The organism is Streptococcus alactolyticus (genome assembly GCF_012277075.1).
Taxonomy (GTDB): domain Bacteria; phylum Bacillota; class Bacilli; order Lactobacillales; family Streptococcaceae; genus Streptococcus; species Streptococcus alactolyticus.
In genome coordinates this window covers 71,258-96,460 of record NZ_JAAXMT010000005.1, presented here as the reverse complement: position 1 = coordinate 96,460, position 25,203 = coordinate 71,258, and the positions used below count along the sequence as shown (strand labels likewise).

General features: G+C 40.2%; 23 protein-coding genes and 1 pseudogene. 4 read left to right on the top strand and 20 right to left on the bottom strand.

Annotated elements, in window-relative coordinates; all coding sequences use genetic code 11:
- The first annotated feature begins 179 nt into the window (after positions 1 to 179).
- On the top strand, positions 180 to 1,085 hold the full coding sequence (locus HFK82_RS02300) for a LysR family transcriptional regulator (protein WP_168260651.1): 906 nt from the start codon (positions 180 to 182) through the stop codon (positions 1,083 to 1,085).
- Positions 1,086 to 1,144: 59 nt separating this feature from the next.
- The gene (locus HFK82_RS02295; RefSeq protein WP_168260650.1) at positions 1,145 to 1,993 is read left to right on the top strand and encodes an aldo/keto reductase; all 849 of its coding nucleotides are present in this window, start codon (positions 1,145 to 1,147) and stop codon (positions 1,991 to 1,993) included.
- Between the two features lie 66 nt (positions 1,994 to 2,059).
- On the opposite strand, the pseudogene HFK82_RS09185 reads toward HFK82_RS02295, so the two are convergent.
- Positions 2,060 to 2,227 (bottom strand): annotated as a pseudogene (locus tag HFK82_RS09185) (ABC transporter permease); the annotation flags it as partial.
- Between HFK82_RS09185 and HFK82_RS08845 the strand changes: the two are divergent.
- Complete coding sequence (locus HFK82_RS08845; protein WP_240928831.1) at positions 2,172 to 3,278, top strand: FtsX-like permease family protein; 1,107 nt, start codon at positions 2,172 to 2,174, stop codon at positions 3,276 to 3,278. The pseudogene HFK82_RS09185 and the gene HFK82_RS08845 sit on opposite strands and share 56 nt — an antisense overlap.
- Before the next feature lie 176 nt (positions 3,279 to 3,454).
- On the opposite strand, the gene bsh is transcribed toward HFK82_RS08845, so the two are convergent.
- The 8 genes from bsh to gdhA form a co-directional block, all read right to left on the bottom strand.
- The gene (gene bsh, locus HFK82_RS02275; protein WP_168260649.1) at positions 3,455 to 4,432 is read right to left on the bottom strand and encodes a choloylglycine hydrolase; all 978 of its coding nucleotides are present in this window, start codon (positions 4,430 to 4,432) and stop codon (positions 3,455 to 3,457) included.
- A gap of 33 nt (positions 4,433 to 4,465) precedes the next feature.
- Entirely contained in the window at positions 4,466 to 5,770 is a 1,305-nt protein-coding gene (locus tag HFK82_RS02270; protein WP_168260648.1) for a conjugated bile salt MFS transporter, read from the bottom strand.
- 369 nt (positions 5,771 to 6,139) lie between these two features.
- Positions 6,140 to 6,967, bottom strand: a complete 828-nt coding sequence (locus HFK82_RS08840) for a polyprenyl synthetase family protein (RefSeq protein ID WP_239472467.1) — start codon at positions 6,965 to 6,967, stop codon at positions 6,140 to 6,142.
- Between the two features lie 226 nt (positions 6,968 to 7,193).
- Positions 7,194 to 8,966, bottom strand: coding sequence for an ABC transporter ATP-binding protein (locus HFK82_RS02255; protein WP_168260647.1), 1,773 nt, complete (start codon positions 8,964 to 8,966; stop codon positions 7,194 to 7,196).
- Positions 8,956 to 10,770, bottom strand: coding sequence for an ABC transporter ATP-binding protein (locus HFK82_RS02250; protein ID WP_168260646.1), 1,815 nt, complete (start codon positions 10,768 to 10,770; stop codon positions 8,956 to 8,958). Before HFK82_RS02250 ends, HFK82_RS02255 begins: the two co-directional genes overlap by 11 nt.
- A gap of 10 nt (positions 10,771 to 10,780) precedes the next feature.
- Positions 10,781 to 11,215: a MarR family winged helix-turn-helix transcriptional regulator gene (locus tag HFK82_RS02245; protein ID WP_168260645.1), complete on the bottom strand. Its 435-nt coding sequence runs from the start codon at positions 11,213 to 11,215 to the stop codon at positions 10,781 to 10,783.
- A 144-nt stretch (positions 11,216 to 11,359) separates the two neighbouring features.
- On the bottom strand, positions 11,360 to 11,770 hold the full coding sequence (locus tag HFK82_RS02240; RefSeq protein ID WP_154454614.1) for a peptide deformylase: 411 nt from the start codon (positions 11,768 to 11,770) through the stop codon (positions 11,360 to 11,362).
- Between the two features lie 89 nt (positions 11,771 to 11,859).
- A complete protein-coding gene (gene gdhA, locus HFK82_RS02235) occupies positions 11,860 to 13,209 on the bottom strand; it encodes an NADP-specific glutamate dehydrogenase (protein ID WP_168260644.1) in 1,350 nt (449 codons plus the stop codon).
- 235 nt (positions 13,210 to 13,444) lie between these two features.
- On the opposite strand from gdhA, the gene HFK82_RS02230 reads away from it, so the two are divergent.
- A complete protein-coding gene (locus HFK82_RS02230; RefSeq protein WP_168260643.1) occupies positions 13,445 to 13,942 on the top strand; it encodes an HdeD family acid-resistance protein in 498 nt (165 codons plus the stop codon).
- A gap of 47 nt (positions 13,943 to 13,989) precedes the next feature.
- On the opposite strand, the gene queF is transcribed toward HFK82_RS02230, so the two are convergent.
- The 11 genes from queF to HFK82_RS02175 all read right to left on the bottom strand — a co-directional run bounded on the left by queF (position 13,990) and on the right by HFK82_RS02175 (position 25,151).
- Positions 13,990 to 14,481 (bottom strand): preQ(1) synthase, encoded by a 492-nt coding sequence (gene queF, locus HFK82_RS02225; protein WP_168260642.1) that lies wholly within the window; start codon positions 14,479 to 14,481, stop codon positions 13,990 to 13,992.
- Between the two features lie 12 nt (positions 14,482 to 14,493).
- On the bottom strand, positions 14,494 to 15,207 hold the full coding sequence (gene queE, locus HFK82_RS02220) for a 7-carboxy-7-deazaguanine synthase QueE (protein WP_154454611.1): 714 nt from the start codon (positions 15,205 to 15,207) through the stop codon (positions 14,494 to 14,496).
- Positions 15,173 to 15,646 carry a 6-carboxytetrahydropterin synthase QueD gene (gene queD / locus HFK82_RS02215; protein WP_168260641.1) on the bottom strand — a complete coding sequence of 158 codons (474 nt, stop codon included), beginning with the start codon at positions 15,644 to 15,646 and terminating at the stop codon, positions 15,173 to 15,175. The genes queE and queD overlap by 35 nt, the downstream gene beginning before the upstream one ends.
- Entirely contained in the window at positions 15,646 to 16,299 is a 654-nt protein-coding gene (gene queC, locus HFK82_RS02210) for a 7-cyano-7-deazaguanine synthase QueC (protein WP_168260640.1), read from the bottom strand. Before queC ends, queD begins: the two co-directional genes overlap by 1 nt.
- A 184-nt stretch (positions 16,300 to 16,483) precedes the next feature.
- Positions 16,484 to 18,253, bottom strand: coding sequence for an ABC transporter ATP-binding protein (locus HFK82_RS02205; protein ID WP_168260639.1), 1,770 nt, complete (start codon positions 18,251 to 18,253; stop codon positions 16,484 to 16,486).
- A gap of 2 nt (positions 18,254 to 18,255) precedes the next feature.
- Positions 18,256 to 19,995 (bottom strand): ABC transporter ATP-binding protein, encoded by a 1,740-nt coding sequence (locus tag HFK82_RS02200; protein WP_168260638.1) that lies wholly within the window; start codon positions 19,993 to 19,995, stop codon positions 18,256 to 18,258.
- Positions 19,996 to 20,059: 64 nt separating this feature from the next.
- On the bottom strand, positions 20,060 to 21,931 hold the full coding sequence (locus tag HFK82_RS02195; protein ID WP_168260637.1) for an ABC-F family ATP-binding cassette domain-containing protein: 1,872 nt from the start codon (positions 21,929 to 21,931) through the stop codon (positions 20,060 to 20,062).
- Positions 21,928 to 23,133 carry a CCA tRNA nucleotidyltransferase gene (locus HFK82_RS02190; protein ID WP_168260636.1) on the bottom strand — a complete coding sequence of 402 codons (1,206 nt, stop codon included), beginning with the start codon at positions 23,131 to 23,133 and terminating at the stop codon, positions 21,928 to 21,930. The genes HFK82_RS02195 and HFK82_RS02190 overlap by 4 nt, the downstream gene beginning before the upstream one ends.
- Positions 23,130 to 23,897, bottom strand: a complete 768-nt coding sequence (gene dapB / locus HFK82_RS02185) for a 4-hydroxy-tetrahydrodipicolinate reductase (protein WP_168260635.1) — start codon at positions 23,895 to 23,897, stop codon at positions 23,130 to 23,132. Before dapB ends, HFK82_RS02190 begins: the two co-directional genes overlap by 4 nt.
- 28 nt (positions 23,898 to 23,925) lie before the next feature.
- The gene (locus HFK82_RS02180) at positions 23,926 to 24,771 is read right to left on the bottom strand and encodes a DegV family protein (RefSeq protein ID WP_168260634.1); all 846 of its coding nucleotides are present in this window, start codon (positions 24,769 to 24,771) and stop codon (positions 23,926 to 23,928) included.
- Positions 24,771 to 25,151, bottom strand: a complete 381-nt coding sequence (locus HFK82_RS02175) for a DUF1149 family protein (RefSeq protein WP_168260633.1) — start codon at positions 25,149 to 25,151, stop codon at positions 24,771 to 24,773. The genes HFK82_RS02180 and HFK82_RS02175 overlap by 1 nt, the downstream gene beginning before the upstream one ends.
- Positions 25,152 to 25,203: the final 52 nt, after the last annotated feature.

Genomic DNA, 25,203 nt, shown 5'->3' with positions numbered 1-25,203 from the left:
TAAATCATGTTTATAGAGGACTTTTAAAAAATGTTCTTTCATTAAAGGACACATGAACCTTCCCCTTCGCTATTACATTTTTTTATCACGGGTTTGGTTTTTTATATCAGAACTTTGCGATTTTTCAGTTTACTTTTTGTTATAATAGCTACAACTTTCACAAGGAGGGATGGGTTCATATGAATTTACAGCAGTGTCGTTATGTTGATATGGTGGCTCGTATGGGGTCTTTTAGTCAGGCGGCTAAGGAATTGTTTATGACACAGCCCAATTTATCCAGTTCCATTAAGGATTTGGAAAATGAATTGGGGGTTCAGCTTTTTGTGCGTTCCAATGTCGGCACGCGCCCGACCGAAGATGGCTATGATTTTTTAAAATATGCCAAGCGGATTCTTGGTGAGGTGGATTTATTAGAGCAACGTTATCAGGAAGATTTCAAAAAGAGTTTTACAGTCGCATCGCACCACTATGATTTTTTGTCCATTCCCATGGCAACCGTAGCGCAGCAATTTAACGAGGAATATCAGGAATTTCAAACCATTGAAACCACAACCAAGGAGATTTTGGATAGTGTGGCGACTTTTGAGGCAGATTTGGGCATTATTTACCTTGATGACGACAACAAGCATATTTTAGAAACGTCCTTGGAGCATCATGATCTGACGTTTACGTCTTTGGGGGATTTTCCCACGCGTATTTTTTTGCGAAGGCAACACCCTTTGGCAACGAAAAAAGAGATTTCTGAGAGTGATTTGAAGGGCTACGACCAAATTCGTTTTCGTCAGGAAGAGTCTGGATTGCATTTTGATGAGGACGCTCTGAGCATTCATCGTAAACAGCGCGTACTTTATAGCAATGATAGAGGCACGGTCATGAATTTGCTTTGTGCCACGGATGCTTATGCTTCTGGTCTTGGCATCGTCAATAGTTTTGTGCGTGACCAGATTGTCTTGATTCCGCTGAAGGATAGCCCCAAACATACACTTGGCTACGTTACCCATAAACATAAAAAAATGTCTGACATTGGGGCGGCTTTTGTTGCTGAAGTGCGAAAAAGTTTAGATGTCTTTCCAAATGCCATCTAAGACTTCTCTTGAAAACACTTTCTCTTTTTGTGTTACAATAGAAAAAAGGAGGATGCATTATGGAATGGAAAACACTTAATAACGGCGTGAAAATCCCTGTTTTGGGGTTTGGCGTGTGGCAAATGTTTGACCAAGCTGACTGCCAACGTGCGGTGGAGGAGGCCTTTGACGTTGGCTACCGTCTGATTGATACCGCTGCTCTTTACCAAAACGAAGAGGCTGTGGGACGTGCGGTCAAGGCTTCAGGTCTAGCCCGTGAGGACGTTTTTCTAACCAGCAAGGTTTGGATTAATGACTTGGGTTATGAAGCAACCAAAAAAGCCTTTGAAAAAAGCCTTCAAAAGCTTAATACCGATTATTTGGACCTTTATCTCATTCACCAACCTTATGGCGATACACACGGGGCTTGGCGAGCAATGATTGACTTGTACCGTGAGGGACGCATTCGCGCTATTGGGGTGTCTAATTTTTCAACTGGTCGCTTGACAGATTTTGCGATAAATACTGATATCGTGCCAGCGCTTAATCAAATTGAGCTGCACCCTTACAAGCAACGCCCTCTCATGCAAGCAGCTAATGCCGAATTTGGAGTGGCAACTCAGGCATGGAGCCCTTTCAACCGCGGAGAGGACAATATCTTCAAGGATCCTGTTTTGAACAACATTGCTGAAAAGCACGACAAAACCGTGGCACAGGTCATTCTTCGTTGGCAAATTCAAAGTGATATTCTCACCATTCCAAAATCAGCACATATTGACCGTATGCGTGACAATATCGATGTTTTTGATTTCCAATTGACAGATGATGACCTCAAACGCATTCAAGCTCTCGACCGTTATCCAAACGACTATGGTCCAAACGAAAGCCCTGAGCAAGTCAAGCGCTTATCAACTTTCTTCCCATCTTAATCGTAAGAGCACTCAAAATCTTAGATTTGGGTGCTCTTTCTTATTTTCCAAAAACGGCTTGAGAGGTTACTCCACTCCTTCACTTTTGAATAATTCTTCGGTCAAATACAAGATAACCTGAACCAAGATGGAAAGAGCCACTGTGAGGAGAATGCCCCAAATCAAAGGCGGAAAACTCATGGTGCGCAAGCCATCAAACAAAATGCGACCTAATCCGTCAGCATTGATGGTGGCTGAACCTAAGGAAAGTCGCAGTTTCAGTCTGGATCCTTCTTTAGGTACTTTAGAAAATATTGTCGTAAAAAATGGCCAGCAAGTTAAAAGTGGTGATGTGATTGCTACTTATCAAAATGCAACGATTGCTAATCAAGCCAATGAGCAAGCTCAATCTTTAAATAAATTAAATTTAGCCATTACCAATGCTAAGACAAATTTAGATAGTGCCGTTCAAAAACGTAACCAACTAGCCAATCAATTAGCCCAAGCTAAAAAGAATGTGCAAAGTTTGCAAGCAGCCAATGATCCTAGTGCAATTGAAGCATCGGCACAATTAGATGCAGCCCAACAAGCCTATGATGCCCAAGTTGAAGTGGTCAATCAAGCGCAACAAGCACTAGATAATGCCAATTTAGATTTTTCTGATGCTAATGCCCAAGTCGAGCAAACACGTAAGAAAGTTACTACTTCAGTAACTGCGCCGTTTGATGGTACCATTTCACGTTACTATCAAGGAAGTAAAAATACCGCTAGTGTAACAGCTGTATTGGATAAAGGGACAAAACCAGATGAAGTAGCTAAGAAAATTTTGGATAAATTGAAAAAACAAGGAAGCTTACGTAATCAGGGAACTTATCAATCATTTGATAGTAGTTTCTTAACCAAGGGTATCGGTAAAGTTTTAAGTACCATTACCTACTTTATCTCGGCGGTAGCAGGTATCTCATTATTTATTGCCGGTGTAGGTGTAAAGAATATGATGTATATTTCTGTCTCTGAACGGACAAAAGAAATCGGTATAAGAAAAGCCTTAGGAGCTACTCAGCGTTCGATTATGATCCAGTTTTTATTAGAAGGCGTCATGTTAATCTTTACTGGTGGAATTATCGGTTACCTTTTAGGAATAGTTGTGGCCTATTCGATAGGCGCTATTATGAAAATTGGTATTCAAATTGATTTTTTTACTATTAGTATAGCTGTAGGTGTCTCGACGTTAATTGGTTTAGTCTTTTCAGTAATGCCAGCTAGAGAGGCGGCTAAGAAAGACTTAATTGATATTTTACGTTAGTATGAAATAAAAAAGCTTTGCGATGTGTAGGTCGCAAAGCTTTTTTGGCGTGTTAAAAAGGTGTGAAGAAAACACGCAGCGTAAAGAAGTTGAAAGAGGATATTTATTTAAGTCAAATTTTACTGCATTTACCAATTATTTATGATTAAGCTAATTAAAATGAGTAAGCCAACGCCTTAATTGACTTGTCTAAATTGTTGTTTATCTTCCATAGGGTAAACAAACAATTTAGTAGATTCCAGATCAACTTTTGACATAGAAACCTTTGAGATTTGGTTGTTGGTATAGGTTTTATAGTAATAATCACCAGTAGCAGCATTTCCGCAAGAAGAATACATAGTGATATCATGAGTATTTCGATCAGAAGTGGTACAGCCCTGAACAAAAGCGACTGAATCTAAAATGTGGAAGAATTGTGTAACATTGGCTACATCATCTTGCGGACAAACTGAATGTTCTTTAACAAAGGTGGCTTTAACTAATCTAGATGCTGGTGACCAATCACCAGGTAAACCAATCGCACCAAAACCTTCGCCAAAAGGTTTTGCATCCCAATCAGGAGAATAAGAATTGTGAGGTTGTTTGCTACTTAAATGACGATAATTGTGTAAATTCATTAAATGATAATCAAAACTAGGACTATTAGTTAAAACGCCAACAGGATTATCATAAATGACGGTTTTTCCGTCAATAATTTCAACGACAATCGCTTCGTCTTTGTCGGCGATGAGCCAATGTAAAGTAGTGTTCGGTACATTAGGCTTAAAAGGAATATCAACCATATTTAAATTTTTAAGGGCAGCTTTAGTTTCCTTAACAGTTGAGAATTGTGCTAACACCCAAGGCACTAATTCATAAGGAGGAAGATTAAGGGCACCTTCTTTGATTTCATCAGCATATTTAGAAAACTGTGGGAAATTCAAATTTGCAATGCCTAAGCCTTTTTCGTTAATCGCATCGGCATAAAGTGGATAATTATCTAATACCATAGCTACGCCGATAAAAGCATAGTGTGATTTTTGTGAAGGTTCATTTTTATAGGTGATTTCATAGTTTCTAGGTGTAATAACGATTTCTTCGCCAAAATGGTAATCTAAATCTAAATTTCGTCCAAAGTAAAAATCTCCGTTAACATATCTTAATCCAGTACACATAAATATGATGCACTCCTTTCAAAAAATTATACATTAAGCAGTTTGATCGGCAAATTTATGTTTTTGAATATCGGTAATGAAGAATAATAAACCAGAAAATCCGATAAGTACATAACATAAAATGCTAATCCAAGCTGCAGTAAAGCCAAAGGTATCAACAAAGAAACCAAATACAATATTTCCTAAAGCAAAGCCAACTGCAAAAAAGATACTAAATACACCTAGTATTTGACTGGTGTCTTTCATACCGAAGAGTGTTTGCATCATTACAGCCGGTGCACTCATATAAGAGTAAACATTAAAACCATAAAGGACGGCCCAAGCAAATGCAGAAAAGACTTTAATGCTAGGAATAAAAATACTAGCAATTAGCAAGATAACGGTAACTAGTTGTAAAATAAAGGCTAAAAACATGGCGTTGCGTACACCAATTTTTGAGAATAAGAAACCTCCGCCAACATTTCCAACCAAACAAGCAATGGCAAACGTAGAGCCAATCGTACCAATTAAGGTAGTATTGATATGAATAGAAGCGAAAAAGTTTGCATATTGACTGGAAAGAGCAGAAATAGCTAATCCTATAATTAAATAAAAACAAGATAATGCCCAAAAACTTTTTTGTTGGGTAGTTTTTTTATAGCCGATACCGGTTTGAGTATTAGCAGGATGGGTACCTTGGGGAACAGATTGATTTGTAGAGATTTTTGAGTCTTTAGAAGAATCAGTTGATTGTTTGGTAGCACTAGATTCGATAGGTTGTTTGTTAGGATGGATTAAAAGCACACCAACAAGTACCCCAACAACCAAGGAAGCCAATGCACACATGAAATAGACTTTATGTAATTCATAATGATTGAGTAGGTTGGTTACGATAGGTTGTAAGAAGAAATTCCCGATAGAACCACCTGCAAAGGCAATTCCTAGTGCGCTAGCTTTAGATTTTTCATCAAACCAAGTAGCGATTAAAAACGGTACCCCTAAACCTGAAAACGTAACAGTTCCTATTTGAGTAATTGCATTTGCTACTAAAAACATCCATAATTTGCTTGAAACTGCGTTTAACATAACTCCACAAGCAGACAAAATTAATCCACCTAACATCATTAGCTTGACTGGAAATTTACTATACATTTTACCAGCCATTGGTGAAATTAATGATGCTGCTAAAGCGCCAATCATAAAAATATAACCAACACTTTGGACACTAAAATGATATTCTTTCTCTAAATAGTGAATGAATAATGGAGGGATGTTTTGTGCAATGCCATAAGGAATGGCTTGTAATAGCATACAAGCAAAAATAATTAAATGTTTACTACCTTTAGACACTTTTGTCATAAATTATCACCTCAATATTTATTTATAAAACATTGATCTCTTAAAAATGATAACAGACCTCCTTTTTTGTGAATATTTTATTTTTAGAGAATAACATATAAAATGATTTATTCAATAATTAAGAGAATCAATGAGATATCAATAGAAGATTGATTGAAGTCAATTAATCTTCTGTTGTATTATACAACTTTCTGTTGTATTATACAACCAAATAAAAAAAATATCCAAAATAAAGCATTGGATTAATAAAAAAAATGAATGAATGGAGGGAATATATTCAGAAAGAATATTTTAGAATAGGAATTCTTATAAAAACGGACTATATATAATAAATAATCGTAAAATAGCCAAGCTACTTTACGATTAAAGTTAATATTGACGCTGTAATAATTGTAAAGTTAATTGTTGAATGCAATCTTTGGCTGGAGAATTTGGTAATTTTTTAATATCGATCAAAGCTTTTTGAGTGAAAGCCTGAGCCATTTGTTTTGCTTGCTCTACGCCTCCTAATTGAACAACTAGCTTTGCGACCTCAGTAATCTCATCAGGAGTAATCGCTGATTGTTTACATAGATAAGGAATCAATGCTTCAGGATTTTGTTGTTTGGCTAAAAGTAGCGGTAAGGTATAGATGCCTTGTCCTAAGTCTTCAAGCACTGGCTTTTTAAGTTTATCCTGATCAGCAGTATAGTCTAGGATATCATCATAGATTTGAAAAGCAAAACCGATGTTACGACCAATTCGGCCGGCTAAACGTACTGTTTGCACATCGCAACCACCGAAATAAGCCCCTTCTTTACAAGCTAACCAAAATAATTCAGCCGTTTTTCCTTTGATGCTACGTCCAAGCGCTGTTTTCACTAGAGTGTCCGACACCGATTCAAAACCGATAATGGTCTGCAGCAAAATGGGAGGAATACCCAGAATAACCAAAGCAATTAAGGCAGGCAGCCGCCCCACTCCGATAAAAGGAATGAGAATAAACAATATCCCAAGGCTAGGAATAACCCGCAAACCTTGCGTCAAAAGGGTTGATACCTGCTGGACCCAAGGCTTTTCATAAGAAAAATAAGCCAGAGGAAGCGCCAGCACACAAGCCAGTACCAGAGCTTCGATACTCAAGCTCAAATGCTGCCCGACATAAGTTAAATACGTCTGACCATTATTTACAAAATAGGTGATAATGTCTTGAATCATTGGCTTTTCCTACTAACTTTCCGATAAGTTTCCATAACAGTATCAGCATACCACAATCTCTCTTGCAATAACATTTTTTGGTATGGCAAAAAGATAAATTGGTAGTATCTGAAACGGCTTTCATGACGCTACCAATTATGGTACAGACCTCCACTTGCGTCAACTATTTGGTTTTGGCATCAGACAAAAAAGAAAAACCAGAGCTACGTCTGATTTTTCCTGTCTATTAAGCGACTTCAAATTGTGAATTGTAAAGATCTGAATAGAAGCCACCTTGTTCCATCAATTCATCGTGGTTACCTTGTTCGATGATATTACCATCTTTCATCACGAGAATCAAATCGGCATTTTTAATGGTTGATAGACGGTGAGCGATCACAAATGATGTGCGTCCTTCCATCAATTTATCCATAGCTTTTTGAATCAATTCTTCAGTACGTGTATCAACTGAAGATGTGGCTTCGTCCAAAATAAGCAATGGAGCATCTTTCAACAGAGAACGCGCAATGGTCAACAATTGTTTTTGACCGATTGAAAGCGTTACGGAATCATCCAAATAAGTGTCGTAACCGTCTGGCAAGGTCATGATAAAGTGGTGCACACCAACAGCCTTAGCTGCTGCAATGACTTGCGCATCAGTGATGTTTTCTTGGTTATAAACCAAGTTTTCCTTAATAGTTCCTTCAAACAACCAAGTGTCTTGAAGCACCATTGAGAATTGGTCATGCACTTCTTCACGTGACATCAAACGCGTATCCACGCCGTCAATACTGATGCGACCTTTATCAATGTTGTAGAATTTCATCAACAAGTTAACAATGGTAGTTTTACCAGCACCTGTTGGTCCAACAATCGCAACTTTTTGACCAGGTTTTGCCACAGCTGAAAAGTCATGAATAATGGTTTTATCTTTAGAGTAACCAAAGAAAACATTATCAAAAGCGACTTCACCTTTCACATGGTTAAGTTGACGTTTCTTATCAGAATCGTCTTCCATTTCTTCTTCGCCAAGGAAATCAAAGACACGTCCCATAGCGGCAATAGCTGATTGCAATTGGGTGAAGGCTTGAGCGATTTGAGAAAGGGGTTGTGAGAAGATACGCACATAAGTCATGAAGGCAACAACGTCACCCATGTTTAGGTCACCGTTGATAACTTTGACCGCACCAACGACACAGACCATAACGTAACCAAAGTTACCAATGAAAATCATCAAAGGCATCATAATACCTGATAAGAATTGTGATTGCCACATTGATTTGTAAAGGTTTTGGTTCAATTCTTTAAAGGATTCGCTCACTTCTTCTGCTGCATTGTAGCTTGTTATCACGTTATGACCAGAATAAATTTCTTCGACATAACCGTTAATGGCAGCTAGGTTATTTTGTTGGCGTTTGAAGAGGGGTTGTGAAGAACCCATAATCACGATCACCAAGACAAAACCAATCAAGACAGAACCAATTGTAGTGAAGGCCATGCTGATGTTTGAATAGAACATCATGATGATTGAGCCAATCAACAACATCGTTGATGTTACCAGTGTTCCTAAACTTTGGTTAAGTGATTGGGCGAACAAATCGACGTCGTTTGTGACGCGTGACAAGGTATCCCCTTGGGCATGGCTATCGAAATAATTCAATGGCACATTATCAATCTTATCTTGGATAGCTCGACGCAAACGTTGTGAAAAACGTTGAACGATAGTGGCCACAGTGAAGTTTTGAATGTAACCCACAACAGCTGCAATCCCATACAAAATGGCCAAGGTCATCGCAATATGACCAATTTTATCCAAATCAATACCTGGAATCGTTCCAGTAGCCGTTGGTGTTAAGCCTTTGGTAATGGTATTGGTGATTTCTTTTAGCTTATCAGGACCGATAACCGTTACCGTGGCTGAAATACAAGCACCAATAACCGCAAGGAGAAATGGAAGTCTGAAACCTTTGATATAAGGTTTCAATTGACTATAGAAACTTGTTTTCTTTTTATTTTCCATTTTCTAATTCCTCCTTAGATAATTGTGAGTACGCAATTTCACGGTAAACTTCATTAGATGCCAACAATTCTTTGTGTGTTCCTTGACCAACCACACGACCTTTGTCTAGAACAAGGATTTGGTCGGCGTCCATAATGGTTGCAATACGTTGCGCCACAATCAATTTTGTCATGTGACTTGTTTTTTCTCTTAATTGAGTACGTAAGATACGGTCTGTCTTGTAATCAAGAGCAGAGAAGGAATCATCGAAAATGATAATTTCAGGTTTACGCGCCAAAGCACGTGCAATCGCCAAACGTTGTTTTTGACCACCAGAGAAGTTTTGGCCGCCTTGTGATACAGGCGCTTTCAGTTGCCCTTCTTTGCGTTCCACAAATTCTCTACCTTGTGCCAAATCTAGTGCTTCCCACATTTGGCTATCATTTAGAGGAGATTCAGGGCTTTCACCCATGTCCATATTAGAAGCGATATCACCACTAAACAAGACAGCTTTTTGTGGAATATAACCGACAATATTATGCAAGGTATCGTGGTCATATTGGCGAACGTCTAAACCATCGACTTTAACCGTTCCTTCAGTAGCGTCATAGAAACGCGGAATCAAATTCACAAGCGTTGATTTACCTGAACCTGTAGAACCGATAAAGGCAACCGTTTCACCAGCTTTAGCTTTGAATGAAACGTGTTCCAAAACAGCTTCTGAAGTTTTGCTGTAACGGAAAGACACATTGTCAAATTCGATAGACCCTTTTTCAGTTGGTTGTTCTTTAGTAGCTTCAGGGTAAGCAATTGAGGTCTTAGTTTCTAGCACCTCATTGATACGACCAGCTGCGACAACCGCACGTGGCAAAATGAAGAAGACGACAATCATCATCATAAATCCCATAACGACTTGCATGGCATAAGATGAGTAAACGATCATATCAGAGAAAAGTCCGACTTTGTCATGCATGGCACCAGCAATTTTAGTTGGATCTTTTGGAATAGCCACATCTTCAATCAAATGTGCCCCAATCCAGTAAATGGCCAAAGTCATTCCGCTAGAGATTGCTGTCATGACTGGTGACAAGATAGCCATTGAACGGTTGATGAACAAGTTGGTATTGGTTACATCGTCATTGGCTTTGGCGAATTTGCCATCTTGGTAAGATTCGGCGTTGTAAGCACGAACCACACGAATACCAGTCAACGACTCACGAGTAATACTATTCAATTTATCCGTTAATTTTTGGATAATACGTTGCTTAGGCATAACGACAATGAGTAGGAAGGTCAACATCAAGAACATGACTGCAACAGCGACAATCAATACCCAAAGCCATTCGTGGTTTTTATCGGCAATCTTCGTAATGGCCCAAATAGCCATGATAGGTCCTTTGGTAACCACCTGAATTCCCATGGTAAATACCAATTGAATTTGTGTGATATCGTTGGTTGTACGGGTTAAAAGACTTGGAATTGAAAATTTCTTGATTTCAGCATCAGAGAAATTCAAAACACTGTGGAAAATGTCATCTCGCAAGCTCGTACTAAAACTTGCCGCGATACGAGAAGCTAAAAAGCCGACAACAACAGCTGATAAGAAACTAGCAAACGATAACAAAATCATTCGCATCCCTGGAGAATCAACATCCCAAGCGAAAATATCATCCGCCTTTGTCCCTTGCGTTGACAAGAGCTTGGTAATCGTTGACATGTAATCTGGGATTTTCAAATCAAGATACACATTTAAGCAAACGAATAAGATGGCAAAGACAAGCATGGTGATTTCCTTTGCCGTTAAACGTTTCAAAATTTTTAACATGCCTTACTCCTTATTTTTCTAAATTTTTTAAAGCTTGTTTAAAGACGCGAAAAGAGGTTCTCAAATCCTCTCGGCTAATCCCTTTTAACACTTGGTCATGCATTTCATCGTGAAATGCCTTGATAGCCTTCGCTTTTGATTCACCTAATTCTGTTAAAACAACTTGTTTGTAGCGCTTATCCACTTTTGATGGAATCACTTGGATAAAACCATTTTTTTCCATACGTTTAATCAAGTTACTCGTTACTGATTTGGAAATGTTTAACCGCTTTTCAATGTCTTTGATAAAGATTTCTTTTCCTTTATCCTCACAAAGATACATCACCACAAATCCTTGTGGACCAGCTAGTTTTTCAATTCCGTACACCGCAGCAAGATGATTGACACGATTTTCCATCAAATTAATAAAATCCCTAAATTGTGAAAATGGATCTTTTGGGCGCATTGTCTCCTCACTCTCTAAGCATTTATAAGCACGATTTATTAACAAACAACATTATAGTTCTCATGGAAACCATTGTCAAGTGAAAACGTTGCTTTTTCACATTTTTTCAGAAAAAAAGAGCATGGCGCTCCACGCTCCTTCTTATTAGATGATAATCCCTTCCAAATGGTCAAGCTCATGCTGGCAAATTTGGGCTGGTAAACCTGTTAAGGTCAAGGTTTGACGTTGCCAGTACTTATCTAAGAAAGACACTTCGATGGTTTGGTAACGACGTGTCGGACGAGCCCCAGACAATGATAGGCAAGATTCTTTGGTATCAAATGGAATGGATTTGTTGAGCAAGACGGGATTGAACATCACCACATCTGCCACTCCCATATTCACAATAATCACACGCTTTATCACGCCAATCATATTGGCTGCCATGCCGATACACTGATCACGATTGGCTTCCAAGGTATCTTGCAAGTCCTGCGCTAAATACAAATCGTCTTTTGTAGCGTCTTCTGATTTTTGCGCCAAGAAAAAGGTGTCTTTTACAATCTCTTTAATCATGTTTTCTCCCATCGTTCTTTTATCCGATAGTATTATTATACCAAAAAAAGAGCCCACTAAGTGAGCTCTTTAGAGGTAGAATCGTCTGATTAAACGATACCTTGTGCTGACATGGCTTCAGCCACTTTAAGGAAACCAGCGATGTTGGCACCAACAACAAGGTCGCCTTCTGCACCAAATTCTTTGGCTGCTGCTGCTGCGTTTTCGTAGATGCCTTTCATGATGTCATAAAGTTTGGCATCAACTTCTTCAAATGACCATGCTGTGCGTTGGCTGTTTTGAGCCATTTCAAGCGCTGATACGGCTACACCACCAGCGTTAGCTGCTTTGGCAGGACCAAATGACACACCTGCTTTTTGGAAGACTTCGATAGCTTCAAGCGTTGATGGCATATTAGCCCCTTCTGTAACAGCGATAACGCCATTAGCAACAAGGGTTTTAGCGTCTTCTTCGTTAATTTCATTTTGTGTTGCACATGGGAAAGCAAGGTCAGCTTTGATTGACCAAATTGAACCTTCACCTGCTGGTGTGAAAGTAGCACTTGGACGAGCGTCAGCGTATTTAACGATACGAGCACGTTCGACTTCTTTCAATTGTTTCAAGAGAGCAACGTCAATACCTTCTGGGTCGTAAACGTAACCTGATGAATCTGAAACGGCAACGACTTTAGCACCAAGAGATTGCAGTTTTTCAGTCGCGTAAATAGCTACATTACCAGAACCTGAAACGATAGCCACTTTACCAGCGAAATCTTCGCCACGTGCTTTCAACATTTGTTCTGCAAAGTAAACAGCACCATAACCAGTCGCTTCTGTACGGGCAAGCGAACCGCCGTAAGTCAACCCTTTACCTGTTAGAACACCTGTGTATTCGTTGCGAAGGCGTTTGTATTGACCGTAAAGGTAACCAATTTCACGTCCACCAACACCGATATCACCCGCAGGAACATCTGTATCAGCCCCAATGTGTTTGCTCAATTCTGTCATGAAGCTTTGGCAGAAACGCATGATTTCATTGTCTGATTTTCCTTTAGGGTCAAAGTTTGAACCACCTTTACCACCACCAATTGGTTGGCCAGTCAATGAGTTTTTGAAGATTTGTTCAAAACCAAGGAATTTGATGATTGATTGGTTAACAGATGGGTGGAAACGAAGACCACCTTTGTATGGACCAATCGCTGATGAGAATTGCACGCGGTAACCACGGTTAACCTGAACATGACCTTGGTCATCTACCCAAGGCACACGGAATGAAACGATGCGTTCTGGTTCAACCAAACGTTCGAGAAGATTTTCGTCAATGTATTTTGGATATTTATCAAACACGGGAACAAGTGATTCAAACACTTCTCCAACGGCTTGCAAAAATTCTGGTTCATGAGCATTTTGTGCTTTGACTTTTTCAAAGACACTTGTTACATAGGCTTTACCTGTTGTCATATCTATTCCTCCGGAATTTAGATTATAATCAAACAAAATGACTATATGAATATTATAAAATTTTCTGAAAATTATTGTCAAGTATTTACGTTCTTTTTTGCATTCTCTTTACAAAAGAGACTTTAAAATCACCGAAAATCCAAATGATTGGCAAATAGTTGATATTCTTTAGCAGCTTCCTTTTCCTTTTGCTAAAAATATGGTACTATAAGGGTAACGAACGAGGAGGTCTTTTATGAAACGTCTTTCATTATGGTCAGGTGTGATTGCCTTACTGATTGGGATTTGGCTTTTTGTCCGTCCTTTTACGACAACTGCTATGATTGGTTGGATTATCGCTTTTTTGGTCTTTATGTCAGGGTTAACCAGCCTCATCATGTACACCAATAGCGTCGAACGACAATTTTGGTACTTGTTGCAAAGCATCTTATCCATTGTGTTTGGGATTATTTTATTATCAAGTTCTGCCTTTTCACTCTCAAATGTAGTGATTACGGTTGCTGCTTATTGGATTTTAATTAGTGGATTCCTTCGCTTGGTCGGTGGGATTCAAATGCGAAAAGCTGGTTTTTACGATGCCAATCGTTTCCTAAGCTCTGCGATTTTGGCTATCTTCCTTGGTATTTTCCTACTCTTTAACCCAACATTGTCTGCGATTTTCATCGGACGTTTGACTGGACTTTTGCTCATAGCAGTCGGCGCGTCAGGCATTGCCTTTTCATTCCGTATCTAGCCCCAAATACTTAAAAAGAACCTGTTAGTAGGTTCTTTTTTATGTTTTTAACGATTGTCAATGGTTTCAGGATACAGGTCGTGATTCATCAAGCGGTACTCTGCCATTTTTTCATACTTAGTACCTGGTTTACCATAATTAAAGTAAGGGTCAATCGACAAGCCTCCACGTGGGGTGAATTTTCCCCAAACCTCAAGGTAGCGTGGTTCCAAGAGCGCAATCAAATCCTTACCAATGGTATTGATGCAATTTTCATGAAAATCCCCATGATTGCGGTAGCTAAATAGGTAGAGTTTCAGCGATTTTGATTCCACGCAACGTTGGTCAGGAATATAAGAAAAGTAAATGGTCGCAAAATCTGGCTGGCCAGTCATAGGGCACAGCGACGTGAATTCGGGGCAATTGAATTTGATAAAATAGTCGTTATCGACATGGCGGTTATCAAAAGCCTCCAAAATATTTGGGTCGTATTCGTAAATGTAGTCTGTTTTTTGATTGCCCAAAAGGGTTAAATCTTTCATTTCATCTGTTTTTGTCATGTTAGCTCCTTTTTAAACGCCTCGTTGGTTGTCATATAATAAGGTGTGTAATTGGGGCAAGACGCATACGCTTTGCCAATCTGGGTCTTTGGCCACACTATCCCATAGTTGCTTTAAACGAACCAATTGGTGCTCCACAATATTGCCACTAGCATTTGGCTCGGGATTGCCTGCTGATAAATACAAAACATCAGGCTGGTAACGTTTTTGAATGGCTTTGGCAAAAGCCAAATCGGCTTCATCAAAGACAGGAATTTTAAAGGTAACTTGGTCTTTGTCTAGTTGTGACACAATAAAATCTAAGGTGTCCAATTGGACAGTCATCTGACTTGAAGGTGGTTTTGGGCTCAGAGTTACTTGGTCAATATCTTTTAACCAATCTTGCCAGCGAGAACCTTGCGTTTCAACAGCTAAGGTCACTCCTCTGGCTTTTAATTTAGCCACCAATTCTGCCATATTGGCTGCCAGCAAGCAAGGATTACCACCTGACAAGGTCACATAATCATATTGCCCCAGTTGGTCCAATGCAGCAATGACTTCATCAGCCGTCATGCGTCTAGGTTTTTCGGAACCATCCCAAGTAAAGGCAGAATCACACCAAGCACAGTGGTAATCACATCCTCCTGTTCGCACAAACATGGTCTTTTGCCCAATTGCTCGCCCCTCTCCTTGAAAGGTGGGACCAAAAATCTCAAGAATGGGTAGTGTCAGCGGTCGTTTTGACATCCTTATCCCACTCCCTTCTAAATTCTGCAAAAGAGGTTGGCGTTTCATACAGACGCACAGATTCTAGTCTTATATCGCGTTCTGTCGGCAAATGGGTCTGAACTTGTTTGAAAATCCAGTACACCATGTTTTCTGCTGTTGTGTTCATGTAAGGCAAACTTTCGTTGAGGTAACGGTGGTCGAGATAGGGTTCCAAGTGCGTTTTGTAAATGGCTTTCAAATCCCCAAAATCCACCGCCATGCCACGATGGTCTAAAAAACCTGATACCGCTATTTGCAAGTGATAAGTATGTCCGTGTAGGGCTTTGCATTTCCCCTCATAGTCAAATAAATGATGGGCAGCATCAAAGGTAAATTCTTTAGATACGCAGACACGGCGAGGGCAATAAACCAAAGATTCACCCGTTTGGGTTTTTACTTCTGTTGGTATTTGAAACATTAAGCCTCACCTCTTCTAGCCAGATATTGCTCTAGGCCTGCTTGGCGAAGGTGGCAGGCTGGGCATTCCCCACAACCACTACCTTTGATACCGTTGTAGCAAGTCAAGGTATGGTCACGCACGTACTCAAATTTTCCTAGTTGGTCAGCCAATTCCCAGGTTTCTGATTTATCCAGCCACATCAAGGGTGTCTGAATAACAAAATCATAAGCCATAGCCAAATTCAAGGTCACGTTGAGGGATTTGACAAAGGAATCGCGACAATCAGGATAACCTGAAAAATCCGTTTCGCAAACACCTGTCACAATGTCAGTAATCCCAAGCCCTTTCGCAAGAACTGCAGCAAAAGATAAGAACAAATGATTTCTGCCATCCACAAATGTATTTGGCAGGTCATCCTCAGAATTTTCAATTGCAATGTCGCGTGTCAGCGCATTTTCTGTTAATTGTCCCAACAAAGACATATCCAACAAGTGGTGCTTGACCCCTTGTTCTTTGGCAATCTGCTTTGCGACTTCAATTTCTAAACTGTGTCGTTGACCATAATTAAAGGTTACTGCTTCAACGTGTTCGTAGTGTTTTAGTGCCCAAAATAAACAAGTGGTGGAGTCTTGTCCTCCACTAAAAACAACAAGGGCTGATTGGCGTTTCATGTCCATTCTCCTCTATCTTTTCTAAGATATTTGGGTCAAAAAAAGCCCCTATGAAAAAGTCCATAGGAGCGCTAATATCAGTCATAGAGCTGGTTTTTTTTAGCGATGGCTTTTCCCAAACATCGTTATAATAACAGTATCTATGATAACATCTTTCAAGCAGATATTCAATGGGGATTGTCAATTAACTGCTCTTGCTAAATTGACTGTTGTACAAATCATAGTAGAAACCTTTGGCGGCAAGTAGGCTTTCATGGTTTCCTTGTTCGATAATTTGACCGTTATTTAACACCAAAATCTTATCAGCCTCTTGAATCGTTGACAAACGGTGGGCAATGACAAAGCTAGTGCGTCCTTCCATCAAATTCGTCATGGCTTTTTGGATAAGCAATTCCAAGCGTGTATCAACTGATGAAGTCGCTTCGTCCAAGATAAGAATTTTAGGGTCAGCGAGCAAGGCACGCGCAATGGTCAACAATTGTTTTTGCCCCAAGGAAACGTTGGTTGATTCTTGGTTCATCTCCATGTTGTAGCCACCTGGCAAGGTCCGAATGAAATGGTCAACGTTGGCAGCCTTGGCAGCCGCAACAATTTCCTCATCCGTCGCCTCTAAATTACCAAAGCGAAGGTTTTCCTTAATGCTAGCCTCGTAGAGCCAAGCGTCTTGCAAAACCATTCCAAATTGTTTGCGGTATTCTTGACGAGAGAGATTACGAATATCATGCCCGTCGATTTTGATAGAACCACCAGTCACATCGTAAAAACGCATCAAAAGGTTAATCAAGGTCGTCTTACCAGCACCTGTCGGACCAACGATGGCAACCATTTCACCTGGTTTGACCTCCAGATTAAAGTTTTGAATCAAAGGCTTGTCTGCAACATATTGGAAAGACACATTTTCAAAGCTGACTTGTCCTGTCAAATCATGTGTCAAATGTTCTGTGACTTGTGACACTTCATCAGGTTCATCCAACACTTCAAAGATACGGTCTAAAGATGATTTGGCACTTTGAAGAACGCTAGCTAGCTGAGTGATGGTTTGGACGGGTTGGCTAACTTGCCAAACGTATTGCACAAAGGCCTGCATATTACCAATTGTCAAAGTTCCTGAAAGCACTTGAAGGGCACCAATTGCTGCGATAATCAAGTAAGCCATATCTGAAATGGCACTAAGCACAGGCATCATTATCCCTGAAATAAAGCTGGCTTTAAAGCCGACTTCTTGCAAGTTTTGCGTAATCTCACGGAATTCCTCACTTGAAATTTCTTCACGTCCGTACAACTTCAAGACATTAAAACCTGTTAGATTTTCTTGAACAAAACCATTCATATCACCAAGAGCATCGGCTTGTTTCTTGAAATAAGGTTGCGATTTTTTCAAGATGAACTGAGCACTGACATAAGTGATTGGAATCATGACAATCACGATCATCGCCAATTGCCAGTTGAGGTAGAGCACCATAGCAATAACCAAAATAATGGTTAAAAAGGCATTGATAATCTGCAAGAAACTTTGTTGAAGGGCATTTGAAACGGTTTCGATATCCGATGTGAAACGCCCCAAGACATTCCCAAATTGTTGATTATCAAAGTAAGAAACGGGGACTTTATTAATTTTTTCACTCAAATCATGACGCAAATCACGGATACTATTTTGCACCGCATTGGTCATAAAGTAGCTTGACCCATAACTGCCCAATTCGTAAAGCAAGCCGCGCAGGAAGTAGAGCACCAAAATCACGCCAATGTAGGTGGTATCGATGTGCGCACCTGGAATCCCTTTTGCCATATCGATGAGGTTAGCTGTCAATTCGGTGATAGCCAAACCGAGAACAAAAGGTTCTAGCACGCTCATCACACTACTGAGCACTTTTAGGAAGATGGCAAAAAAGAGCGCTCCTTTATAATGCCTAAGGTAATCCCACAAGCGTAGAAAAGCATTACGTTGTTTCATCCTTATTCTCCTCCCATTTCATCCATATTTTTCAGTTGGGAATTGGTAATTTCACGATAAATGTCATTGGTTTTCATCAATTCATCGTGTGTACCACGTCCAACAATTTCACCATTATCCAAGACAATGATGTGGTCTGCGTCCATGATGGTTCCGATACGTTGTGCCACAATCAAAACTGTCGCATCTTGCGTGACTTCTTTCAAGCGTGCACGTAATTGCGCATCGGTTTTATAGTCCAAAGCAGAGAAAGAGTCGTCAAAGATGTAAATATCTGGTTTTTTGACCACCGCACGCGCAATAGACAAACGTTGTTTTTGACCACCTGACAAGTTGCTTCCGCCTTCTGCAAGGTGGGTTTGGTAACGCTCGTCCTTGCTTTCGATGAAGTCTTTCGCCTGAGCCACTTCCGCCGCTTCTTGCAATTCAAAAGTGCTGGCATCCACTTTCCCATATTTAAGATTTTCCTCGATCGTTCCTGTAAAGAGCAGCGCTTTTTGTGGAATGAAGCCGATTTTTTGACGCAAGGCCTTGAGCTGGTAATCGCGAACGTCCACGCCATCCACCAAAATACGGCCCAAAGTCACGTCATAAAAACGTGGAATCAAATTAACCAAGGATGATTTTCCAGAACCTGTCGAACCAATAAAGGCAACCGTTTCACCTGGCTTGGCTTTAAAGGAAATGTCTTTTAGTACTGGGCTTTCGGTTTCTCCAGGATAAGCAAAAGTGACCTTGTCAAATTCTAAATAACCTCTCTTATCAGTTGTTGTCACGCCATTTTCATTTGGATTGATCGAAATAGGCATATCCATCACTTCTGTGATCCGTTCGCTAGAAACCACGACTTTGGGATACATGGTAAAAAGATTAGCAAACATCAAGAAAGAGAACAAGGCATGGAAACTGTACTCGATAAAGGCAACCAAATCACCAATTTGTAGATTTCCTTTACCAAGCGGATTAAGGGCAAACCACACAATAGCCACAATCATAGCAACAATAATTTGCACAAATAAAGGTTCTGTCAAACCTGTGAGCTTGAACAAGCGACTTGAAATATCCTTGTATTCTTCGTTTTTTTGGTCAAAACGTTCTTCTTGGAATTCTTCACGAGCAAAGGCGCGGATAACACGCAAGCCTGTGAGGTTTTCACGAACATACTGGTTGATTTTATCTAGCGTTGCTTGTTGTTTTTCAGATAATGGTCGTGTTTTAAGAGCAACGTAATAGACAACCAAAATCAAAAGGGGAATAGCAACAGCGACAATCCAAGCCAAAGATGGGCTGGTGATTAAAATCATGGCCACACTGAAAATCATCATCAAAGGTGTCACCACCCCGATACGCAACGATTGTTCAGCAAACTGCATCAAAATAAAGGCGTCACTGGTAATCCGAGTCACCAGCGAAGACACCCCAATTTGCTCGTACTCATAATGCGAATATTCTTGCAATTTGTCATACATATCATTACGCATATCTTTAATCATGTTTGTCGTGATTTTCCCAGCCGCATAAGCTAAGGTAATTCTACCAATCACCCCAATAACAACAATCGCAAACATAATCATTGCCCAAAAGTAAACTTGCTGTCGGTCATTTGCCGTTATCCCTTGGTCAATCATACGCGCCAAGGCTGTTGGCAAACCAAGGTTAACCAAGACAAATGCCAAGGCACCAAAGACGTCCAAAACAAGCCATTTGGGATATTTTTTCAAATAAGTCCAAATGAGTTTCATAGCTCTTATCCTTCCTCTTTTATTTTTCCTTCAACAGCACTCTAGCAAGCAAACGTATGAACGTTTACTCGGCTAAGTCACTTAAATACTCATAACGTTCGTATTTTTCCAGCAAGGTTTCATTGGCAGCATCTAGCGAGCGTTGCAGTTCTGCTAATTTGCCATAATCGCTGGCATTTTCTTGCATTTGAGTTTCGATGGTTTCGATGTCTTCTTCTAATTTGGCAATCTCATCTTCGATGGTTTCCCATTCTTGTTTTTCAAAGTAAGACATGCGTTTTTTCTTCGTTTTTTCTTTTTCTGCTTTGGGTGCAGCTGCCTTCTTAGCTTGCTCAGTCGCTACATTTTCTTCAAAAGCCTCTTCGTCCAAATAATCGGTGTAATTACCGAAAAAGGCACGCACTTGACCATTTTCAAAAGCGAGAATTTTATTGGCTACTTTGTCAAGGAAGTAGCGATCGTGGCTCACTGTGATAACAGGTCCCGAAAATGTTTGCAAGAAATTTTCAAGAATAGTCAAAGTTGCAATATCAAGATCATTAGTCGGTTCGTCAAGTAACAAGACATTAGGCTTTTCAATCAAAATCTTAAGCAGATACAGGCGCTTCTTTTCACCACCTGATAATTTTGAAATCAAGGTTCCGTGTGTTGAGCGAGGGAATAAAAATTGCTCCAGCAATTCCGTGATGCTCGTTGTCCCAACGCTCGTTTTCACCTCATCTGCTACTTCTTGCAGGTAATTAATCACGCGTTTATTCTCATCTATGTCTTTTATCAATTGCGAGAAATAACCAATGCGGACGGTTTCCCCAATGTCCAGTTGACCGCTAGTTGGCTGCAAATCACCATTGATAAGGTTGAGTAAGGTTGACTTTCCAACACCATTGTCACCCACAATCCCAATACGGTCCTTGTTTTGCACCAACAAATTAAAGTCCTGCAAAATTGGTTTATTGGGGTAAGCAAATGAAACATCCTTAAATTCGATAACCTTTTTACCAATACGGCTGGTTTCAAAATGAATTTCCATTTCGCTGGACTGCTTAGTACCTGATAAATCAGCTTTTAAGTCATTAAAACGATTGATACGGGCTTGTTGCTTGGTTGCACGTGCTTGCGGCTGAGTCCGCATCCAGGCTAATTCTTGCTTGTAAAGTTGTTTTTTCTTATGCAAGGTTGCTGCATCACGCTCATCTTGCTCCGCACGCAAGCGCACATAATCTTGGTAATTTCCCTGATATTCCGTCAATTGACTATCAGCCAACTCAAAAATACGCGTTGCCACATTATCCAAGAAATAGCGGTCGTGGGTGATAAAGAGCACGGTTTTCTTGCTGTTCTTCAGAAATTGCGTCAACCAAGCAATGGTATCAATATCCAAGTGGTTGGTTGGTTCGTCCAATAACAATAAGTCCGCATCATTCAAGAGGACCTGAGCCATTTGCACACGGCGACGGAGCCCACCAGACAAATCACCGACTTTTTGCGACAAATCATGCAAGCCTAACTTGGTCAAGACCGTTTTGACTTCGCTTTCAATGGTCCAAGCATCAAGAGAATCCATTTCTGCCATGACTTTTTCTAGCTGAGCTTGGTTGGATTCGTTATAGTCTGCCATCAATTGCTCATAGGTTTTAATCAAAGCCATTTCCCGCAAATCAGATGATAACACCGTGTCCAAAATCGTTTTGTTATCATCAAAATCAGGTTCTTGGGTCAAATAAGCGATTTTATAACCATTTTTAGCTGAAAATGGAGAAACATCTCCATCAAAACCAAGTCGACCTGAAATCACATCCAGCAGCGTCGTTTTACCTGTTCCATTGACCCCAATAATCCCAATACGGTCATAATCGTGCATGATAAAGGAAATATCACGAAAAACCGTCTTGTCACCGACTGATTTTGTTAAATGTTCTACAATAAAGTCACTCATTTACTCGCCTCTCTAATCCATTCCAGAATCGCTGCTTTATCGTTGGCCAACTCGCCTAGTACAATCGCGTCCTCAACCTGTTTCAAGGTACGTCCTAGGTCTGGTCCTGGTTTATAAGCCATTTCTTTGATTAAAATGCTACCATTAACCACAATTTCATGTTTGTCATGAATAGTCAATGCCTCGTCCAAACGCTCGATGCGCTCAATATCAACTGGCAAGCCAAACCCAATTCGTAAATCCTCAGCCTGCTCAATCAAATCTTTTCCATAACGATAAACCTGTTTTTTATCCAAAGAAGATTGCAAACGCGCACGGTAAATAGTCACAATGGTTTCAACATCTTTCTGAAACTGCGTTGACGTTTTCCAAGATCTCAAGAAAGCACGACTATCGGTAATGTCTAGGGACAATAGCAGAGCTGCCCAAGCTTGCTCAGAGCTTTTGAAATGATAGTCCTCAGCCAAATGATCCAACAAGCCTTGTAGATTTTCATGTGCTTCTTCCAAATGTGGCAAGTATTTTTGGGCCTGACTGGCCAACATAGCTGTAATCCCTTTTCGCCAAAACGGTGCCAACAAAAGCTTATCAAATTCAATAAAAGAGCGCTCTACTGAAATTTTTTCAAGCAAAGGTGCATGAGAGGCCATAGCAGCAAAGGTATTTGCTTCAATGTTAAAATCAAGGCTGGCTGCAAAACGAAAACCACGCATGATGCGCAAAGCATCTTCGTTAAAACGTTCAGCAGGGTTTCCTACTGCTCGCAAAAGCTTGGCTTTCAAGTCAGCCAGACCATCAAATTTATCAATCACATTTCCTTCGTCGTTCAAGGCAAAGGCATTTACTGTAAAATCACGGCGTTTCAAATCTTCTTCCAAGGAACGCACAAAGGAAACGCTGCTCGGTCTGCGGTAATCCACATAGACATCTTCTGTTCGGAAGGTGGTGATTTCATATTCACCACTATCTTCTAATACCAAGACCGTCCCATGCTCAATCCCGATATCAATCGTCCTAGCAAAGATGGTCTTGGTTTCCTCAGGATAAGCACTAGTAGCAATATCCACGTCATGAATAGGACGATTGAGGAGGGCATCACGCACACTTCCTCCAACAAAATAGGCCTCATAACCAGCTTCACGAATTTTCTTTAAGACAGGTAAAGCCTCCTGAAATTCAGAAGGCAAATTATTTAATTTCATAATAATTTTTCCAAACCATAAACGAGTTTATCTCGTTTTACAACTGCTCTTACTCCAATATTAACACCACTCATGAAGGATTTGCGGTCATACGAATCATGACGCAAGGTCAATCCTTCGCCCTGAGCCCCAAAAATCACTTCTTGATGCGCCACCAAACCAGGTAGACGCACACTGTGAATGCGGAAGCCATCAAATTCAGCACCACGCGCACCCTTAAGGCTTTCCATCTCATCAGCTGCCCCTTGTTGCTTAGGCTGGCGAACTTCACGAATCAATTCTGCCGTTTTAATGGCTGTTCCAGACGGTGCATCCTTTTTATTGTCATGGTGCAACTCAATAATTTCAAGGTCAGGGAAGTATTTGGCTGCTTTAGCCGCGAATTCCATCAGCAAAATAGCTCCAATGGCAAAATTAGGCGCAATCAAACCACCGATTTTTTTGTCTTCAGACAGGGCAATCAATTCTACAATTTCATCTTCTGTAAATCCAGTTGTCCCAACCACAGGAGCAAACCCATGTTCTAAAGCAAAGCGGGTATTGTCATAAGCCACGGCTGGTGTGGTAAAGTCAATCCAAACATCCGCATCAAAGCCAATAAGCTGTGATTTATCTGTAAAAACAGGCACCCCATCTACCTCAGTGTCCTTCGCAAATGGGTCTAACAAGGCTGACAAGATAAGGTCTTCATCTTCTTTGACCATATTCACAGCCGCAGAACCCATTCTCCCTCTGAAACCTGCAACAATAACTTTAATCCCCAAAATAGTCCTCCCCTAACATTAAAACGTTTTAAACAATTGGCGTGAAACCAAAGGCAACAGCACCTTCACCTAAGTGAGTCGCAATAACAGCATCAAAACCAACAATTTCAAGTTGGTGGCCGAAATGATTGTCACACAAGGTTTGGTAGAAATGTTGCGCTTTTTCTTCAGCACGCGTATGGATAATAAAGACTTCATACTGACCATTTGCTGTCTTTTCTGTCAAGACTTCTACAAGACGCTTGATGGCTTTTTTCTCTGTTCTCACCTTTTCAAACACTTCGATAATGCCGTCGTTAAAGTAGAGAATTGGCTTAATGCTCAACAAATTACCAATCAAAGCCGAACCATTTGACAAACGTCCGCCCTTTACCAAGTGATTCAAATCATCAACCATGATAAAAGCACCTGTTCCATCAATTTGTTGCTGCAATTTCTCTAAAATAGCCTCAAAAGCAAGTTCTTCCTCTCCCCATTTTAAAAGGTTCTTCACCATGCAGCCAAGCGGTGCTGACGTAATCTTACTGTCTGGAAAGGCAATCGTCAGTTCTGGGTGGTCTTCAATAAAAAATTGAATGTTTTGCCAAAAGCCTGAAATACCAGAAGATAAGAACAAGCCAATCACGTGTGTATAACCGTCTGAAACCAGCTGCGTTAAAATCTCATCCAATTTGGCTAAACTTGGCTGACTTGTGTGTGGCAGCGTTGGAGAATGGGCCATGCGATGGTAAAACTCATCTAAGCTCAAGTTTTTCCCTTCCACATAGGTTTCCCCTTCAAACGTAATAGGAATATCTAAGATAAAAAGATTTTCTTTTTGCTTGATATCATCCGACAAGACAGCGGTTGTATCAGTAATAACTGCTAATTTCATTAATTTCTAAACTCCAATTTCACTCCAGGACGGTCTAAAGCAATCTCAGTGACTTCGTAGGTTAAGCGTTGAACCATGTTTAATAATGGCGCTGCTAACGTTTCAACTTCTCCTCTTTCAAATTCACTTGGCTCGTTCACAATACGGTTTTTGATGTGAATCATTTGTGAAACTACGCCACTAATGACAAATTCTTCCTTCACAACCATAAATTGCAAGACAGCCACAATAGATGTCTGGTTATTTTCGATATCTTTATTAACTAATTGAAAAGTAACCTCAAAGTTTGTCTTTGGGGTACCATTTTTTTCTTCCCATTTTAAATTTCTAGCATCATAATGATATTGGTTAACGAATTCTTTTTCCCGTACTAATTCCATGATAGTCTCCTCATTGTATATCCTTTTAATTATAGCATATCTTGAGCAGTTT

What these genes read in the sequence shown, in the direction of transcription:
- HFK82_RS02300 (WP_168260651.1), top strand. Translation starts at nt 180, where the DNA reads ATGAATTTACAGCAGTGTCGTTATGTTGATATGGTGGCTCGTATGGGG.
- HFK82_RS02295 (WP_168260650.1), top strand. Translation starts at nt 1,145, where the DNA reads ATGGAATGGAAAACACTTAATAACGGCGTGAAAATCCCTGTTTTGGGG.
- HFK82_RS08845 (WP_240928831.1), top strand. Translation starts at nt 2,172, where the DNA reads ATGGTGCGCAAGCCATCAAACAAAATGCGACCTAATCCGTCAGCATTG.
- bsh (WP_168260649.1), bottom strand. Translation starts at nt 4,432, where the DNA reads ATGTGTACTGGATTAAGATATGTTAACGGAGATTTTTACTTTGGACGA.
- HFK82_RS02270 (WP_168260648.1), bottom strand. Translation starts at nt 5,770, where the DNA reads ATGACAAAAGTGTCTAAAGGTAGTAAACATTTAATTATTTTTGCTTGT.
- HFK82_RS08840 (WP_239472467.1), bottom strand. Translation starts at nt 6,967, where the DNA reads ATGATTCAAGACATTATCACCTATTTTGTAAATAATGGTCAGACGTAT.
- HFK82_RS02255 (WP_168260647.1), bottom strand. Translation starts at nt 8,966, where the DNA reads ATGGAAAATAAAAAGAAAACAAGTTTCTATAGTCAATTGAAACCTTAT.
- HFK82_RS02250 (WP_168260646.1), bottom strand. Translation starts at nt 10,770, where the DNA reads ATGTTAAAAATTTTGAAACGTTTAACGGCAAAGGAAATCACCATGCTT.
- HFK82_RS02245 (WP_168260645.1), bottom strand. Translation starts at nt 11,215, where the DNA reads ATGCGCCCAAAAGATCCATTTTCACAATTTAGGGATTTTATTAATTTG.
- HFK82_RS02240 (WP_154454614.1), bottom strand. Translation starts at nt 11,770, where the DNA reads ATGATTAAAGAGATTGTAAAAGACACCTTTTTCTTGGCGCAAAAATCA.
- gdhA (WP_168260644.1), bottom strand. Translation starts at nt 13,209, where the DNA reads ATGACAACAGGTAAAGCCTATGTAACAAGTGTCTTTGAAAAAGTCAAA.
- HFK82_RS02230 (WP_168260643.1), top strand. Translation starts at nt 13,445, where the DNA reads ATGAAACGTCTTTCATTATGGTCAGGTGTGATTGCCTTACTGATTGGG.
- queF (WP_168260642.1), bottom strand. Translation starts at nt 14,481, where the DNA reads ATGACAAAAACAGATGAAATGAAAGATTTAACCCTTTTGGGCAATCAA.
- queE (WP_154454611.1), bottom strand. Translation starts at nt 15,207, where the DNA reads ATGTCAAAACGACCGCTGACACTACCCATTCTTGAGATTTTTGGTCCC.
- queD (WP_168260641.1), bottom strand. Translation starts at nt 15,646, where the DNA reads ATGTTTCAAATACCAACAGAAGTAAAAACCCAAACGGGTGAATCTTTG.
- queC (WP_168260640.1), bottom strand. Translation starts at nt 16,299, where the DNA reads ATGAAACGCCAATCAGCCCTTGTTGTTTTTAGTGGAGGACAAGACTCC.
- HFK82_RS02205 (WP_168260639.1), bottom strand. Translation starts at nt 18,253, where the DNA reads ATGAAACAACGTAATGCTTTTCTACGCTTGTGGGATTACCTTAGGCAT.
- HFK82_RS02200 (WP_168260638.1), bottom strand. Translation starts at nt 19,995, where the DNA reads ATGAAACTCATTTGGACTTATTTGAAAAAATATCCCAAATGGCTTGTT.
- HFK82_RS02195 (WP_168260637.1), bottom strand. Translation starts at nt 21,931, where the DNA reads ATGAGTGACTTTATTGTAGAACATTTAACAAAATCAGTCGGTGACAAG.
- HFK82_RS02190 (WP_168260636.1), bottom strand. Translation starts at nt 23,133, where the DNA reads ATGAAATTAAATAATTTGCCTTCTGAATTTCAGGAGGCTTTACCTGTC.
- HFK82_RS02180 (WP_168260634.1), bottom strand. Translation starts at nt 24,771, where the DNA reads ATGAAATTAGCAGTTATTACTGATACAACCGCTGTCTTGTCGGATGAT.
- HFK82_RS02175 (WP_168260633.1), bottom strand. Translation starts at nt 25,151, where the DNA reads ATGGAATTAGTACGGGAAAAAGAATTCGTTAACCAATATCATTATGAT.